This is a genomic window from Rhodanobacter sp. 7MK24 (assembly GCF_014842995.1).
In the GTDB taxonomy this organism is placed as follows: Bacteria; Pseudomonadota; Gammaproteobacteria; order Xanthomonadales; family Rhodanobacteraceae; genus Rhodanobacter_A.
Genome location: NZ_JACYXL010000005.1, coordinates 103,843 through 120,337 on the forward strand (window position 1 = coordinate 103,843; position 16,495 = coordinate 120,337).

General features: G+C 67.1%; 8 protein-coding genes. 3 read left to right on the forward strand and 5 right to left on the reverse strand.

Going from position 1 to position 16,495, the window contains the following annotated elements:
- The first annotated feature begins 107 nt into the window (after nt 1-107).
- Nucleotides 108-1,472 (forward strand): glucoamylase family protein, encoded by a 1,365-nt coding sequence (locus IHE49_RS10640; RefSeq protein WP_192157672.1) that lies wholly within the window; start codon nt 108-110, stop codon nt 1,470-1,472.
- Complete coding sequence (locus tag IHE49_RS10645; RefSeq protein ID WP_192157674.1) at nt 1,469-2,989, forward strand: mercuric reductase; 1,521 nt, start codon at nt 1,469-1,471, stop codon at nt 2,987-2,989. Before IHE49_RS10640 ends, IHE49_RS10645 begins: the two co-directional genes overlap by 4 nt.
- Before the next feature lie 41 nt (nt 2,990-3,030).
- Here IHE49_RS10645 and pgm read toward each other — a convergent pair whose 3' ends face one another.
- Nucleotides 3,031-4,680 carry a phosphoglucomutase (alpha-D-glucose-1,6-bisphosphate-dependent) gene (gene pgm / locus IHE49_RS10650; RefSeq protein ID WP_192157676.1) on the reverse strand — a complete coding sequence of 550 codons (1,650 nt, stop codon included), beginning with the start codon at nt 4,678-4,680 and terminating at the stop codon, nt 3,031-3,033.
- 195 nt (nt 4,681-4,875) lie between these two features.
- Nucleotides 4,876-13,401 (reverse strand): glucoamylase family protein, encoded by an 8,526-nt coding sequence (locus tag IHE49_RS10655; protein WP_343227569.1) that lies wholly within the window; start codon nt 13,399-13,401, stop codon nt 4,876-4,878.
- 412 nt (nt 13,402-13,813) lie between these two features.
- Between IHE49_RS10655 and IHE49_RS10660 the strand changes: the two genes are divergently transcribed.
- Nucleotides 13,814-14,515, forward strand: coding sequence for a protein phosphatase 2C domain-containing protein (locus IHE49_RS10660; RefSeq protein ID WP_192157678.1), 702 nt, complete (start codon nt 13,814-13,816; stop codon nt 14,513-14,515).
- Here IHE49_RS10660 and dnaQ read toward each other — a convergent pair.
- Genes dnaQ through IHE49_RS10675 form a run of 3 tightly spaced genes read right to left on the reverse strand, consistent with a single transcriptional unit; the run spans nt 14,507 to nt 16,388 of the window.
- Entirely contained in the window at nt 14,507-15,250 is a 744-nt protein-coding gene (dnaQ, locus tag IHE49_RS10665) for a DNA polymerase III subunit epsilon (protein WP_192157679.1), read from the reverse strand. The two genes, IHE49_RS10660 and dnaQ, sit on opposite strands and share 9 nt — an antisense overlap.
- Nucleotides 15,247-15,693 carry a ribonuclease HI gene (gene rnhA / locus IHE49_RS10670; RefSeq protein WP_192157681.1) on the reverse strand — a complete coding sequence of 149 codons (447 nt, stop codon included), beginning with the start codon at nt 15,691-15,693 and terminating at the stop codon, nt 15,247-15,249. The genes dnaQ and rnhA overlap by 4 nt, the downstream gene beginning before the upstream one ends.
- Before the next feature lie 14 nt (nt 15,694-15,707).
- Nucleotides 15,708-16,388, reverse strand: coding sequence for a class I SAM-dependent methyltransferase (locus IHE49_RS10675; protein WP_192157683.1), 681 nt, complete (start codon nt 16,386-16,388; stop codon nt 15,708-15,710).
- Nucleotides 16,389-16,495: the final 107 nt, after the last annotated feature.

Sequence of the window (16,495 nt, forward strand, 5' to 3'; positions counted from 1 at the left end):
GGCCCGCTCAGAAATGTGGCGTGAAAGCGATGGCTAGGCGTCCTCTACACATGCTCCATGCAATGGCTGCGGCATGCTGCAAGGCGGTTCACGTCTACCGGCCCTGCATGTCAGAAAAATATTCCGCCACGCCCGCCTCTGCCGCTGCCGGCCGGCCGTCCCTCGACGCGCTGGACGACGAGTCTCTGCTCGACCGCCTGCAGCGCGCAGCCTGCGACTATTTCACCCAGGCAGGCAATCCGCACAACGGCTTGATGGCGGACACCTCGCGCGAAGGCTCGCCGTCGAGCATCGCAGTGACGGGCTTCGCACTGTCGTGCTATCCGGTTGCGGTGGAACGCGGCTGGATGTCGCGCGCCGAAGCGCTCCAGCGCAGCCTGGCGGCGCTGCGCTTCTTTCGCGCCAGCGAGCAGAGCGATCGCCCGGATGCCACCGGCTACAAGGGTTTCTACTACCACTTCCTCGACATGCACACCGGCGGACGCACCTGGACATGCGAGCTGTCGATGATCGACACCGCCATGCTGATTGCCGGCATGCTGACCGCACGCGAATACTTCGATACGGATGCCGCGGCCGAACGCGACGTGCGCGAGCTGGCGGACGAGATATACCTGCGCGTGGACTGGCACTGGGCACAGGACGGCAAGTCCACGATACGCCAGGGCTGGAAGCCGGAATGCGGCTTCTTGCACTACGGCTGGGACGGCTACAACGAGGCCATCGTGCTGTACGCGCTGGCGGCCGGTTCGCCCGCCCATGCCATCACCGACGAGTGTTACCGCGCGTGGACGCTCACCTACCAGTGGGAAAACCTGTACGGCCACGATTTCCTCTATGCCGGACCGCTGTTCGTGCACCACTACTCGCATGCGTGGATCGATTTCCGCGGCATCCGCGACCGCTTCATGCACGAGAAACGCTGCGACTATTTCGAAAACAGCCGCCGTGCAGCGCTGGTGCAGCGCGAATACGCCCGGCGCAATCCGAACGGTTTCGCGGGTTACGGCGAATCGTGTTGGGGACTGTCGGCGTGCGACGGCCCCAGCGTGGGCCGGCTGGATGCCTCCGGCGAACCGCATCGCCTGTTCGGCTATTCGGCGCGCGGCGTTCCTTACGGCCCGGACGACGGCACCGTGTCGGCACCGGCCGTGCTGGCCTCGCTGCCGTTCGAACCGCAGCTGGCACTGCAGGGGCTGCGCCACATGCTGGCGCAGTACCCGGAGATGCTCAGCGGGGATCGCCTGGCTGCCAGCTTCAATCCCTCATTGGCCGACAGCCATGGCCGGCCCTGGGTGTCGGATGGGCACTACGGGCTGGACCAGGGCATCGTGGCGATGATGATAGAGAATCACCGCAGCGGCCTGCCCTGGCGCCTGATGCGCCGCAATCCCTGGCTGGTGCGCGGACTGCGGCGCGCGGGCTTCCGTGGCGGTTGGCTGGAGAATGTCGCGCCGGAGACGAGCCGATGACGACTGCAGCCCCTTCCCTTCCGCAGGACGAGGTCGAGCTCCGTCGCACCCGGCACCTGCATCCGACGCAGTGGCGCAATCCGGAACCTGCATCGCGCTATCACCTGGTGGTGATCGGCGCCGGCCCCGCCGGCGTAGCCGCTGCGCGGGCCGCCGCCGCGGCAGGTGCACGGGTGGCGCTGCTGGAGCGCGCACAGATCGGCGGCACCAGCCTCAACACCGGCTGCGTACCTTCAAAGGCGCTGATCCGCACCGCACGCCTGTGCGCCGATCTGCGCGACGCAGCACGCTATGGTGCCCGCGTGTCCGATGAAACGGCGCCGCCGGACTTCGGCCGCGCGATGGAACGCATGCGGCGCATCCGCGCCCGCCTCGCCGATGACGACAGCGCGCGGCGATTGGTGGCTTCGGGCATCGACCTTTTTTTTGGCGAGGCGCGCTTTGCCGGCACCGATTGCCTGCGTGTCGACGGCACGATGCTGCACTTCGCCAAGGCGCTGATCGCCACCGGTGCGCGTCCGAACATTCCCGCGATTCCCGGCCTGGTCGAAACGGGCTACCTCACCCACGAAAACATATTCGACCTCACCACGCTGCCGCCGCGCATGCTGGTGATCGGCGGCGGCCCGCTGGGCTGCGAGATGGCGCAGGCGTTCTGCCGACTGGGTGCGAAAGTCACCCTGGTGCAGGACCGCCCGTTGTTCCTGCCGCGCGAGGAACGCGACGCCGCGCAGTTGCTCTCCGATGCACTGGCCCGGGACGGCATCGCCATCCGCCTGAACAACCGGATCACCGCCGTGCGCGGCCAGGGGGAAACGCGGTTCGTCGAGATGGTCAGCGACAACTACCACAGCACCGTCGAGGTGGACGCGATCCTCACCGGCATCGGCCATGTCGCCAACGTGGACGGATTGGACCTGGAGCGTGCGGAAGTGGAATGCAATCGCGCCTCGGGCGTGCGGGTGGACGACTTCCTGCGCACCAGCAATCCGCGCATCTATGCCGCCGGCGACGTATGCATGGAACACAAATACGCGCATGCCGCGGCGGCCGCCGCGCGCCTGGCGGTGTCCAACGCGCTGTTCCGCGGAAGCGAACGCCTCAGCCGGCTGGTGATTCCGTGGTGCACCTTCACCGATCCCGAGATCGCCCACGTCGGCCTCTACGTGCGCGAGGCCAACCGTCGCGGCATTCCCGTGAAGACCTACACCGTACCCATGCACGAAATCGATCGTGCGGTGATAGACAGCGAACGGGAGGGTTTCGCGAAGATCCACGTGCAGGACCACACCGACCGCATCCTCGGCGCCACCGTGGTGGCCCGCAATGCGGGCGACATGATCAACGGCCTCACCTTGGCGATGGAGTCCGGCCTGGGCCTGCGCAGGCTTGAGCGTGTGATCCATGCCTACCCTACGCAGGCCGAAGTGATCCGCGCCGCGACCGACGCCTACCGTGCCTCGCGCCTCACCGAACGGGTGCGGGCACGGTTGACCCGATGGTTGGACAAGACCTGAGTGGACCCGCGGATGGCTGCCGGATCGCCGGATATGCGCCGCTATCCCTTCAACGCCTCGTCCACGATGTGCTGCGCCTCGCCCAGGATGGACTTGAGATGTGCCTCGTCGAGGAAGCTCTCGGCATAGATCTTGTAAATGTCCTCGGTGCCGGAGGGGCGCGCGGCGAACCAGCCGCTGGCGGTAGCCACCTTGATGCCGCCAATCGGCGCGTTGTTGCCCGGCGCATGGTCGAGCACCTGCTCGATCTTCTCACCGGCCAGCGTATCGATCTTCACCTGTTTCGGCGTCAGTTGGGACAAGCGTTTCTTCTGCCCCGCATCGGCGGCCGCTTCGACCCGGTCGGCGCAGGGCTCGCCCAGTGCGCGGGTGAGTTCCGCGTACAGCTCGCCGGGGTCGCGCCCGCTGCGCGCGGTGATTTCGGCGGAGAGCAGCGCGGGCACGAGGCCGTCCTTGTCGGTGGTCCACACGGTGCCGTCGCAGCGCAGGAACGAAGCGCCCGCGCTTTCCTCGCCGCCGAAGCCCAGTGAGCCGTCGAACAGACCCTCGGCAAACCATTTGAAGCCCACCGGCACCTCGTGCAGGCGACGATCCAGGCGCTTCGCCACGCGGTCGATCAACGCGGTACTGACTACCGTCTTGCCCACGCCGACATCGGCCTTCCAGCCGGGACGATGGCGGAACAGGTAATCCACCAGCACCGACAGGTAATGGTTGGGCGGCATCAGACCGCTGCTGCGCGTCACGATGCCGTGGCGGTCGTGGTCGGTGTCGCAGGCGAAGGCCACGTCGTAACGGTCCTTCAGTCCGATCAGGCGCTGCATCGCGTACGACGAGGAGGGGTCCATGCGGATCTTGCCGTCCCAGTCCACCGTCATGAAGGCGAACTGCGGGTCCACTTCTTCGCTGACCACGGCGAGGTCGATGCCATAACGATCGGCGATCGGCGCCCAGTAGTGCACACCCGCGCCGCCCAGCGGATCCACGCCCATGTGCACACCGGCGGCACGGATGGTTTCGAAGTCCACCACGTTGGCGAGGTCGGCCACGTAGGCGCCGAGGTAGTCGTGCTCCTGCGTCGTGGAGGCGCGGCGCGCCTGTGCGAACGGCACGCGTCGCACCTGCTTCAGGCCGCCCTCCATCAATTCATTGGCACGGTGCTGGACCCAGTCGGTGATGCCGGTATCGGCCGGACCGCCGTTGGGTGGGTTGTACTTGAAACCGCCATTGTCCGGAGGATTGTGCGAAGGCGTGATCACGATACCGTCCGCAAGGCCCGTGCTGCGCCCGCGGTTGTGCGCCAGGATGGCGTGCGATACCGCCGGCGTGGGCGTGAACTCGTCACCGGCGGAAGCGCGCACTTCCACCTCATGCGCTGCCAGTACTTCCAGCGCGCTCTCGAAGGCTGGGCGCGACAACGCGTGGGTGTCGCAACCGATGAACAGCGGGCCATCGATGCCCTTCTTCTTGCGGTATTCGCAGATCGCCTGGCTGATCGCCCAGATATGCCATTCGTTGAAGCTGCGCTCCAGCGAGCTGCCGCGATGGCCTGAGGTACCGAAGGCCACGCGCTGGTCTGCCACTGCCGGATCCGGGCGCAGACTGGTGTAGGCGGCGAGCAGCTTGGGCACGTCCACCAGGATCGAGGCGGGCGCCGGCTTGCCGGCGAGCGGACTGATGTCTGTGCTCATGTGGACTCCTGCTGGGTGGGAAGCGGTGCAGTCAGGGCCATCACGGCTCCATGCAGATCCGGCGATGCTGGCTGGACGCCTGATGCCGACATGTCAATTGCGTTGTGTCCGCCGGACGGCGAGGAGGTCGGCAAGCATGGATGTGCCGGCGTAAAGACCAGGTATGCAAGCCGCACACAGGAGCGAACATCGCGTTCATCCACGGAACACCTCGGCGTGATGGTCGCGGCCGTCGTCCACCAACGCGATGTCGTTGCTGTCCTGCAGTTGGCCGTCGAGTACGCAGCGTTCGGTTTCGCTGTCCCGCACACGGCGCACCACGATGTGGTAGTCGGTTTCGCGGAAGCGATAGTCCAGCGTGAACGTGTCCCAGCTTTTCGGCAGCAAGGGCAGCAGACGCAGGCGCTCGCCTTCCACGCGCAGGCCCAGCAGCGAATCCACGATCAGGCGGTACAGCCAGCCTGCCGAGCCGGTGTACCAGCTCCAGCCCCCTCGTCCCACGTGCGGTGGTGCGCCGTACACGTCGGCGGTCACCACATAGGGTTCCACCTTGTAGGTGGCGATGGCATCGCCCTGGCCGTGGTTGACGGGGTTGATGAGGTTGAGCAACTCCCAGGCGCGCGCGCCGTCGCCCAGTTCGGCGAAGGCCATCGCCGCCCATACTGCGGCATGCGTGTACTGGCCGCCGTTCTCGCGCACGCCGGGCACGTAGCCCTTGATGTAGCCGGGGTCGAGCGCGGAAGTGTCGAACGGGGGATCGAGCAATTGCACCAGGCCGGCGCCGCGGCGCACCAGATGCGTATCCAGCGCATCCATCGCCTGACGCTGACGCAGTGGATCGCCCGCGCCGGACAATACCGACCAGCTCTGCGCGATGGAATCGATGCGGCACTCGAGATTGTCCGTCGAGCCCAGCGGCGTGCCGTCGTCGAACCAGGCGCGGCGATACCAGCCGCCGTCCCATGCGCTGCGATCGAGGTTCTCCCGCAGCGTGGCGGCTTCGTCCACGCATCGCTGTGCGAAAGCCTCGTCGCCGCGCAGGCGCGCCAGCGGCACGAAGCGCTGCAGCACGTGATACAGGAAGAAACCCAGCCATACGCTTTCGCCGCGGCCGCCTTCGCCCACCTTGTTCATGCCGTCGTTCCAGTCGCCGCTGCCCATCAGCGGCAGGCCGTGCGGACCGCGCGCGGCAGCACGGTTGATCGCACGCTTGCAATGCTCGTAGAGCGACTCCCGCAATTCCGAATGCGTGGGCAGGTCGTAGTAGGACTCTTCGCCCGGTCCCAGCAGCCGTCCCTCGATGTAGTTCGCCTGTTCGCCCAGCACGCCGGTGTCGGCAGTGACTTCCACATACCGGCTGGTGGCCAGTGGCAGCCAGAGGAAATCGTCCGAGCAGCGCGTGCGTACGCCACGGTCCAGCGGCGGGTGCCACCAGTGTTGCACGTCGCCCTCGGGGAACTGATGCTCGGCGCACAGCAACAGATGCTGGCGCACCGCATAGGGCGAGGCGTGGATCATCGCCATCGCATCCTGCAACTGGTCGCGGAAACCGATCGCGCCGCCCGACTGGTAATAGCCGCTGCGCGCCAGGAAGCGGCAGGCGATGGTCTGGTACATCAGCCAGCCGTTGGCGAGCACGTCCACCGCCGGATCGGGCGTGCGCACCTGCACCTTGCCCAGCGTCCAGCGCCAATGCATGCGCACCGCCTCCAACGCGGCAGCGGCAGTGCCGCGATAGCGGAAGCGCTGTACCAGTTCGCTGGCCGCCTTGGCATCGGCGGCGACGCCAAGGCGGAAGATCACCTCGTACTCGTCGTCATGGTCCAGCTCGAATGCCACCTGCACCGCGCCGCAGGGATCCATGCCGGCGCCGACCTGGCCGGAAAGTCTCGCGTTCGCCATGGCCGCCGGTCGGCGCAGGCTGCCGTTGCGGCCGAGGAATTCCACCCGGTCGCCGCTGATGCTGCGCGCAGGGTGGTCGACGTCGATGAAGGCGACGCGGCCGACGAACTCCATGTTCCAGGCGTTGCGCGCCATCAGCGCGCCGGTGACGGGATCGGAACTGGTGATCACGTGCATCGCGGTCTTGTCGCGGAGGTCGCCGAGCACCCACTCCACGTAACCGGTAGCGCTGAACTTGCGCGTGCGGCCGCTGGTGTTGCGCACGCGCAGCACCGAGAACTTCACCGGCGCATCGAGTGCCACGTACACCCACAGCTCGCTGCGGATACCGTCCTGCTCGTGCTCGAACACGCTGTAGCCGAAGCCGTGACGGGTGCGGTAGGTGCCCCGTCCGCGGCATGGCAGCGGCGTGGGCGACCAGTACTCTCCGCTCTGCTCGTCGCGCAGGTAGATCGCCTCGCCGCCTGCGTCGGTGACCGGGTCGTTGCCCCAGGGAGTGAGCCGGAACTCGTGTGCGTTCTCGCTCCAGGTGTAGGCGCCGCCGCTTTCCGAAACGACCGTGCCGAACTGCGCGTTGGCCAGCACGTTCGCCCAGGGTGCGGGCGTGGCGCGGCCCGGCGCCAGCGTCACCACGTATTCGCTGCCGTCCGGCGCGAAGCCGCCGTAGGAGTTGCGCAACATCAACTCCTCGCTCGCCGGTGTTTGCGCCGGCGTGGACAAGGCACCCGAGGACTTTGCTTCGGTGGCGCGGAACGGCGCCGGTTGCGTCTGCACGTGATGGCGCCCGACCTGCTCTGCCAGGCCACCGCGGCTGTCGCTCAGTACCAGCCGTGCGGACGCCTGCATCAGCAACCGCTCCTCGCCGGACAGCTGCTGCGCGGAACGCACGAAGATGCCGCCCGGACGATCGATCAGATTCGCTTCCACGCCCGAAGCAATCAGTCCCATGATCTGGTCGCGCAACTGCTGGTGGTAGCCGGCGTGGTCTTCGTTCCAGATCACCAGGTCCACCGCCAGGCCTTTCAGGCGCCAATAGGCATGGGCCTGCACGAGCTGCCGCACCAGCTCGATGTGTGCAGGATCGGAGATATGCAGCAGCACGATAGGCAGATCGCCGGAAACCGCCTGCCCCCACAAACCGGACTGCCCGCGCCGGTTGGCGCGCAGGATGCCGGGATCGGCGCGCAGCGACGGATTGGCGTAGACGATGGAGGTGGCCATGTGCTCATACAGCTGCGCGTCGGCAAGGCTGGCGTTGAGCTGGCGCAGCAGTACCTGGCTGTGCGTCCAGGCCAGGTCGAACACGCGATCGGCAAGGTGTCGGTCGCGGTATTTCTCGATCAGGCGCAGGCAGGCATCGCGGCTGTCGCCCATGCCGGTGACCAGGTCCACCCGCGCCGACTGTTCCGGCTCCAGCGTGATGCGGCAGCGGATCGCCACCACGGGATCGAGCACCGATCCCTCGCTGTCGCCGAGCTTGCGATGCGCCTCGCCAGACGCGAGCGCACGCGGCGCGGCGAGAGTGCGGTTGCGGCCGATGAAGCGTGCGCGGTCGGTCTCGTAGGAGATCTCGTCGATGTCCGCGCCGTGCACTGCAAGCAAGTGGCACACCCACGGCACATGCTCGTCGGCCGAGCGCGGCCGGCGCGTGCAAACGATGGCCTGCAGTGCGCGCACCAGTTCGGTCTGCACGAAAAGCTTGCTGAAGGCCGGATGCAGCGCATCGGCCATCGGCGGCGCCAGCACCACTTCGGCGTAGCTGGTGATCTCGATGGTGCGCCGCGTACGCGCGAAGTTGGTAACGCGCATGCGGCGAAGCTCGATGTCGTCCTCCGGCGAAACCACGATCTCGGTGTGCGTGTCGAAGTCGCGCTCACGCACGCGGAACTCGGCGCGTGCGTCGGAGAAGATCGCCTCATGGAACCCGACGCGACGCCGCACGGGTTGATGCGCCGCGGACCAGAACACGCCGCTCTCCACGTCGCGCAGATAACAGAACTGCCCCCAGTCATCGCGGCTGATGTCCTCGTGCCAGCGCGTCACGGCCAGCTCGCGGCGACGGCTGTAGCCGCCGCCGGCGCTGCTCACCATGACGTGGTAGCGGCCATTCGAAAGCAGTTGCACGGCGGGCCGCGGGCGGTTCGGATCGCTGAACACGCGCAACCTCGTCTCCGCTCCCCGCGCCAGCGCTTCGGGCGCGGGTGCCGAGGTGGCATGACGGTATTCGGCTGCGCTGCGCGGCACGCGCTCCTGCAGCAGCAACAGGGTGGCCTGCAGGGCCGGATCGGCGACGAAGCGGCGCTGCATCGGCTGGCTGCACAGCAAGTGGTCCAGCGCCAACAGGCTCATGCCCTGGTGGTGCGCCATGTAGGAACGGAGCACCGTGGCGCGCTGTCCATGCGGCAACCGCGCGGGCGTGTAGTCAACGGCTTCGTGCAATCCATAACGGCCCTCCAGGCCCTCTTCCGCCAGCCGCTGCAGGTTGGCGCAGGCAGCCTTCGGCGCAACCATCAGCGCCAGCGCCGTGGCATAGGGCGCCACTACCAGTTCCTCGCCCAGGCCACGCTTCAGGCCCAAGCCAGGCACGCCGAAGGCGCGGTACTGGTAATTGAAATGGACGTCCATCGTGTTATAGCCCGATTCCGATACGCCCCATGGCAGGCCTAGCTGGTGGCCGTACTCGATCTGCCGCGCCACCGCGGCGCGGCAGGTCTGGTCGAGCAAGGTGCTTTCGTAGCTGGGCATCACCAGCATCGGCATCAGGTACTCGAACATCGAGCCGGACCACGACAGCAGCACCGGCTCGCCACCGGTGACGGTGAGCAGGCGGCCGAGCGCAAACCAGCTTTCCTGCGAAAGCTGGCCCTGCGCGATGGCAACGAAGCTGGTGAGTCGTGCCTCGGAGGCGAGCAGGTCGTAAAAGCCCGCGTCCAGCCGGCGCTCGTCCACGTTGTAGCCGATCGACAGCAGCTCGCGCCGCGCGTCGTGCAGGAAGCCGTAGTCCATCATCGCCAACGCGCCGCACTGTGCTGCCAGTCGCTCCATCGTCGCGAGCAGGTCCGTGGCACGATTGCGCGCCTCCTGCAACGGGATCGAGGCCTGCACCTCGTCGATCTGTGCCAGCTGGCGCAGCGTAGGCATGCCCAGGTCGCCCTCCCCGGCCGCCCAGTGGACGAAGGGGCGGAGGCAATCGCAACCGTCGTGGCATTGCACGCGCAGTGCCTGCAACCAGAAGTCGGCGTCTCCCTCCGGCTCGACATCCAGCGCGGCCGCGGCGGCCTCGGCAAGGTCGGTCAGGCGTTCCATGCAGCCGGCGGCGGCTTTCACGTTGCCGAACGGCTGGGCAAGCGCGGCTTCCAGCTCGCGGCGCAGGGCAGCCAGCGCGTCGGTGCGGCGGTCCTCCGCGACGAGCGCACGCTCCAGCAGGTCGAGGGTGTCGGCCAGGCCTTCGAGCTGGCGGTGCTCGAACAGCGGCGCATCGGCCAGCTCCAGCAGGCCGATGCGCAGGGTAAGCAGGTGCCCGGCGAGGTTGCCGCTGTCCACGGTAGATACGTAGCGGGGCGGCAACGGTTGCAGCGACAGCGTGTCGTACCAGTTGTAGAAATGGCCGCGATGGCGCGGCAGGTCCTGCAGCGTGCGCAACGTGCCACCCGTACGTTGCAGCAAGCGCTCGACGCTCAGGTAGCCCAGGTCCCACGCCGACAGATTCGCCAACAAGGCCAGGCCCATGTTGGTGGGCGAGGTACGGTGGGCGATCATCAGCTCCGGCTGCTCCTGCCGGTTGTCCGGCGGCAGCCAGTTCTCCTGCGGACCCACATGGCTCTCGAAGAACGCCCAGGTCTTGCGCGCCAGTCGGCGCAGGAAACGGATATCGGTGGGCGTGGCGTCGAAATGTTGCGACGGCTGCGGCCGGCTGATCCGCCAGGCGATCGCGGGCGCCACCAACCACAGCAGCAGGAACGGCGCGGCCACGCCAAGCGCAGCCGGCCGGGTCCATGCCAGGGTCGCGCCGACCAGCACGCCCAGCAACGGAGCGATCCACATCGCGCGCCACAGCACCGCGGGCTCGTCGCGCCCCGCACGCGCGGTCTGCCGCGAAGGTTTCCATTGCAGCAGGTTCCGGCGACTGACGAAGAGTCGCCACAGGGTACGCAGCACCGCATCGAGGCTGTACAGCGCCTCGTGCGGCAGCCACACGAGGCCGAGTGCGGCGCGCGCCGCGTGCTGCCCGACCTCGCGCATGGCGGCGCGCAGATGCTGGTCCAGCACCGCGTCGCGCGGCTTCTGGAACAGTTCCAACAACGAGGCCAGCAACAGCGGCACCAACACCACCATCAGCACGGCGAGGGTCCACGAGGGTTGCGTCGCACGCGACAGCCATCCGAACAACAGCAAGATCATCAACGAGGGCGGTACCAGGCTGCGCCGCAGGTTGTCCAGGATCTTCCAGCGCGACAGCGCAGTGAGCGGATTGCGCCGCCAGCCGCCACCGCGCGCCGGCGCCCATGGCAGCAACCAGGGCAGCAGTTGCCAGTCGCCGCGGATCCAGCGGTGCCGCCGCCTGGCGTCGTCGATGTAGCGCGCCGGATATTCCTCATACAGCAGCAGGTCGCTGATCAACCCGCTGCGCGCGTAGCAGCCTTCCAGCAGGTCGTGGCTGAGGATGTGGTTGTCCGGGAAGCGGTCGCCGAGCACCTTCTCGAAGGCGTCCAGATCGTAGATGCCCTTGCCGATGAAGGATCCTTCGTCGAACAGGTCCTGGTACACGTCCGACACCGCGCGCGTGTACGGGTCGATGCCTGCGTCGCTGCCGAACAGCCGCGCATACGCCGAACGCATCGCGCTGGACAGGCTGATGCCCACGCGCGGCTGCAGGATGGCGTGGCCCGCGACGACACGCACGCATGCGGGGTCGAATACCAGGCTGTTGAGCGGATGCGCCATCGCACCCACGAAGCGGCGCGCGGATTCGCGCGGCAACTGGGTATCCGCATCCAGCGTGATCACATAGCGCACGTCCGCCAGCACATCGGCGCGGCCCACTACCAGGGCGAAGGCGTCGCGCGCGCCGCCGCGCAACCATGCATTGAGGTCGGACAGCTTGCCGCGCTTGCGCTCGCGTCCGCCCCAGGTGCGTTCTGAAGGATTCCACCGGCGCGGACGGTGAAACAGGAAGAAGCGATCTGCCTCGGCGTCGGCATAGGCTTCGTTCAAGGCCTCGATGCGTTCGCGCATCAGGTTCAGCAGTGCTTCGTCCTGCGGCTGACTTTCGGCGGCAGCATCGGCGAAGTCAGTGAGCAGGGCGAAGTGCAGGTAGCGGTCCCGGTTCGCCAGGTAGCGCACCAGCAAGCCTTCGGCAAGTTCGTCGACGTCGTCCGCATCCGTCAGCATGGCGGGCACCGCCACCAGGGTGCGCTTGTCGGACGGCAGGCCTTCGTCATAGTCCATCCGCGGCAGGACCCGCGGATCGGTGATTACCGTCGCCAGCCAGTTCACCAGGCTGATGGCCAGCTGGCTGCTTACCAGGACTACCGGAATTGCCAGCAACAGCCAGGGCCAGCGGCGGGCGGTGTCTAGCGGCAGGTTCTGTACCAGCGGCCACGCCAGCAGCACGGTGAGCAGCACGATCAAGCCCAGGTAGAGCATCACCGGCCGGCGCCCGTGAAACACCAGCCGACGCCAAAACCGCGCGGGTGTCGCGCGCGCTTCCACGCGCGCTTCCAGTGCCTCCACTCCGCCATCCACCAGGTAGAAGCCGACGTGGCCGCGTGCCTCAGCCCGTTCGCCACCGCCACCTTCGCGCGCCAACGCCACTGCGGCCTGGGCTACCGCCTGCTCGGACAGCGTGCAATGCCGCGCCAGAGTCTCCACCGCGCGGCGGTATTGGTCGCGCGTGGCGAAGTCCATGTCCGCGTAGACACCCGTCGGGTCTTCGCGCAGCGCGCGCTCCACCAGGCTGGTGCTCTCGACGAAGCCGCGCCAGTCCATCGCCGAGAGCGTGCGCAGGCTGCCGATGCTGTTGCCGATGGAAACCTGGTCGGCCGCCTGCTGTTGCGCTTCCATCCGCACCATGTGTTCGATGCTTTGTCCGGACTCCGTCAGGCGCTGTTCCACCCAGGTCAGCGGCAGCACCAGCGCAGGACTCTGGCCCTGCAATCGGCGCGCCAGCTCGGCCACGAAGGAGCTGACCATCGGTGGATTCGAGCGTGCCATGTCGGCCACCGCCAGCACGACGCTCTTGGGATCGCGCTCCGCCACCTCGCTCATGCGATTGGCCCAGTGCGCGGCGCGGCGACGATCGCCCCAGTCGATCATCACCCGTGCGGCCACGCGGCGCAGGTTCTCTATCAGCGCCAGCCGCAACATGATCGGGATGGCCCACAGCTCGCCGAGCGTAAGCGGCGCCACGGTCTGGTACGAGGTGACGAAACGGCGCAGGCTTTCGACATCCACGTGGCCATCGCCGTGCGCAATGGTTTCCTGGGCGATTTCATATACCCGGGGCAAACCCGCACATGGCCCGTTCAACAATACCGGCAGCTCGCGGCTGTAACCCTTGGGAAGGTGACGCTGTGCCGTGCGGATCTGCTCCTCGACCAGGTAATAGTTGTCCAGCAACCACTCTGCCGCGGGGGTGATGCGACGGCCGTCGCGCATGGTTTGCGTGAGCAGGTCGCTGGCCTCTGCCAGCAGCCGTTGATTGCTGGACAGGCGCGCCAACAATGCGTCGGTCCGCGTCTGCGCACTCGTGCGGTGACGGCTGGCCAGTTCGGCGCCGTGCAGATCCATCCGATCGGCGCTGAACAGCTCGTCACGCAACGCCGATTCCGGCTCGTCCTGCTGCTGCCGGCGACGGCGCAGACGTATACGCAGACGGCGGAGAAAGGGAATGGATAGCAGGCCGTTTTTCAAAAGCGGGCGTCCTTTGGCAGGAGCGTGAGGGGATGCCGCATCGCACGGATGCGCTTCGACCGCACGAGGCGGCCATGGATTCGACCCTGTCCCTCTTTAGATAACGGGCTGCGCGAAAGCGCCGCGTGAAGGCCTCCGTGATCCTGCGTTCACATCGCGCGCGACGGGCCGATGCGGCACACACCCGTCAACTGCCTGTCCTACGCTGCGCCACACCGTGCCTTCGCAAACTCGCGTACGCTTTTTGCTTTTACAGAGATTCTTTGCACCGCCTACCGACATCCGTCATGCTCCCCGCAACAGCCCTACCCAACCTCTCATGATCGAATTCGGACACGGCACCCACGTCGGCTTGCGCCGCACGCGCAACGAAGACACCTATTACGCCGACGCCACGCTCGGCCTGTTCCTGGTGGCCGATGGCATGGGTGGACATCTGCACGGCGAGGTAGCCTCGGCGCTGGTGCGCGACAACGTGGTCGAGCTGGTCAGCCGTGGGCATGGCCTGGCCGAGGCCATCCATGGCGCCAACGAATACCTGATGGCGCAACTGCTCAACCAAGGCAACAGCCTGCCCATGGGCAGCACCATCGCTGCCTTGCGCCTGGTGGACGACGGCTACGAGGCGGCCTGGGTGGGCGACAGCCGCATCTACACCTTGGGTCGCGAGTTGCGCCAGATCAGTCACGATCATTCGCTGGTGCAAGCGCTGGTCGAAGCGGGCAAGCTGGACCCGGCGCACACCGCGCGACACCCGAACCGCAACGTGCTGACGCAGGCCTTGGGTGTAACCGCCGCGGCGCAATTGCACGTGGGCATGGCGCACGGCCGCCTCGCACCCGGCATGGGTTTCCTGCTGTGCAGCGATGGATTGACCGAAGACCTCGATGTAGCGTCAATCGCCCGCACCGTGGCGCGCACCGATCTCGCCGCGCAGGAGTGCGTGGATCAGCTGCTGCTGAATGCACTGGATCGCGGTGGCAAGGACAACATCACCGCGATCCTTGTGCGCTCAAGCTGAGCCGGCTTCCGCAAGGGCTGCGGGTGCTTCCAATTTGCGCCAGACGCTGGCGCCGCCTGCGCTCTTGTCCAGTGCGTCGAGCCGATGCTCATGCATGGCGACCTCTTCGGCGCTCGCGCGCAACACGCGCGGACGCCCGCGAAGAACCAGGGGTGCTGCAACCATCGCGGCGGTCGACGATTCCTGCGGCTGCTCGAAAGCAAGATCCATGGCGACCTGGCCCGACGTCATCGCAAGATAGACGTCGGCCAGCAACTGTGCGTCGATCAGGCCGCCGTGCAGGTCGCGCCGCGAGTTGTCCACACCGAGGCGTTTGCACAAGGCATCCAGGCTGTTGCGCTGGCCAGGATAGCGTTCGCGCGCCATGGCCAGCGTGTCGAGCACGCTGCAACGATCGCCGATGCTGCCGAAACTTTCGCCCAGTCGCGCCAGCTCGGCATTGAGGAAGCCCACGTCGAAGCTGGCGTTGTGGATGATGAGTTCGGCGCCGTCGATGAAGGCGAGGAAATCGTCCACCTTGTCGGCAAAGAGCGGCTTGTCCACGAGGAAGTCATCGCGGATGCCGGTGACCTGGCTGGCGCCTTCGTCCATCGCGCGTTGCGGATTGAGGTAGGTTTGCCAGTGCCGGCCGGTGAGGCGACGGCCCAGCATTTCCACGCAGGCGATCTCGACCAGCCGGTGCCCCTGGCGCACCTCGAGGCCGGTGGTTTCCGTATCCAGCACCACCTGCCTCATGCGTGGCTCCTGCGTTGTTCGGCCTGCTCGCGCGCTGCCTGATCCACGCGCTCGTTCTCGACATGGCCGTTGTGGCCCTTCACCCACTGCCAGCGCACACGGTGATTGCCGGTGGCGGCGGAGAGGCGCTCCCACAAATCCTGGTTCTTCACCGGCTTCTTGTCCGACGTGCGCCAGCCGTTCGCGCGCCATTTCGGCAGCCACTGCTCGATACCCTGCATCACGTAGCGCGAGTCGGTGGTGAGCAACACGGCACAGGGCCGGGTCAATGCTTCCAGTGCACCGATGGCAGCCATCAGCTCCATGCGGTTGTTGGTGGTGTCTGCCTCGCCGCCGGCCAGCAGGCGTTCGTGCCCCTTGGCACGCAGCAGCGCCGCCCAGCCGCCCGGGCCCGGGTTGCCGAGGCAGGCGCCATCGGTAAAGGCTTGTACTTCTTCAGTCACACGGTTTTCCACAATCAAGAGACGGAATGTCGCCGCGTACCTGGCGACAGGCGCGCATTCACCGGCGCGTGCGCGGGCAACGGCCGCAGCTTCAGAGGGGTGGCGATGCGCCGCTGCTTGCGCGCCAGCATCAGGTATGCACCACCCCAGCGGCTGTCGTCGCCGACCGCCTGGGTGCCGGGCCGGTACGCGCCCAGGCGGCGCAGGCTCTCGACTTCCAATCCGTCGCGTTGCAGATACTGGCGCAGGCGCCACGGCCATTGCAGCGATTGCCGCTGTCCGCGCGCGTGCCAGCGGAACCACGGTGCCCAGCCGCCCAGCGGATGCACGGCTGTCACCAGCAAGATGCCGCCAGGTGCGAGTACGCGACAGGCCTCAGCCAGCAGCGCGGCGGTTTGCGGCGCGGGTTCCAGCGCATGCTGCAACCAGACAAGATCAAAGGCTTCATCGATGAAAGGCAACGGATCGTCGGCGTGGCTGCGCAAGTCGCCACGGTAGCCGTCGCGTGCGAGCCACAGGCGTGTCCATGCCATGTCCGGCAGCGGGGGCACGGCATCGTCGTCGGCCACGCCAATGCGCAGCGCACGCCGCCCCGTCTCGCGCCGCAACAGCGGCGCCATGCTGCGCCACTGCCCGCTGCGCAACCGCCGCAGGGGCGCACTGGCCTGGATATCGTCGTCGTGTTGAAGCGGCATGCATTCGATCCGACGCACGGTCGTCGCTGGAATCCAGTCGGCAGTGTAACGTTTGGAGGCGCCGCTCGTGTCGCGTTCCCGCGGACCCGATGCATATCGCCTAACTG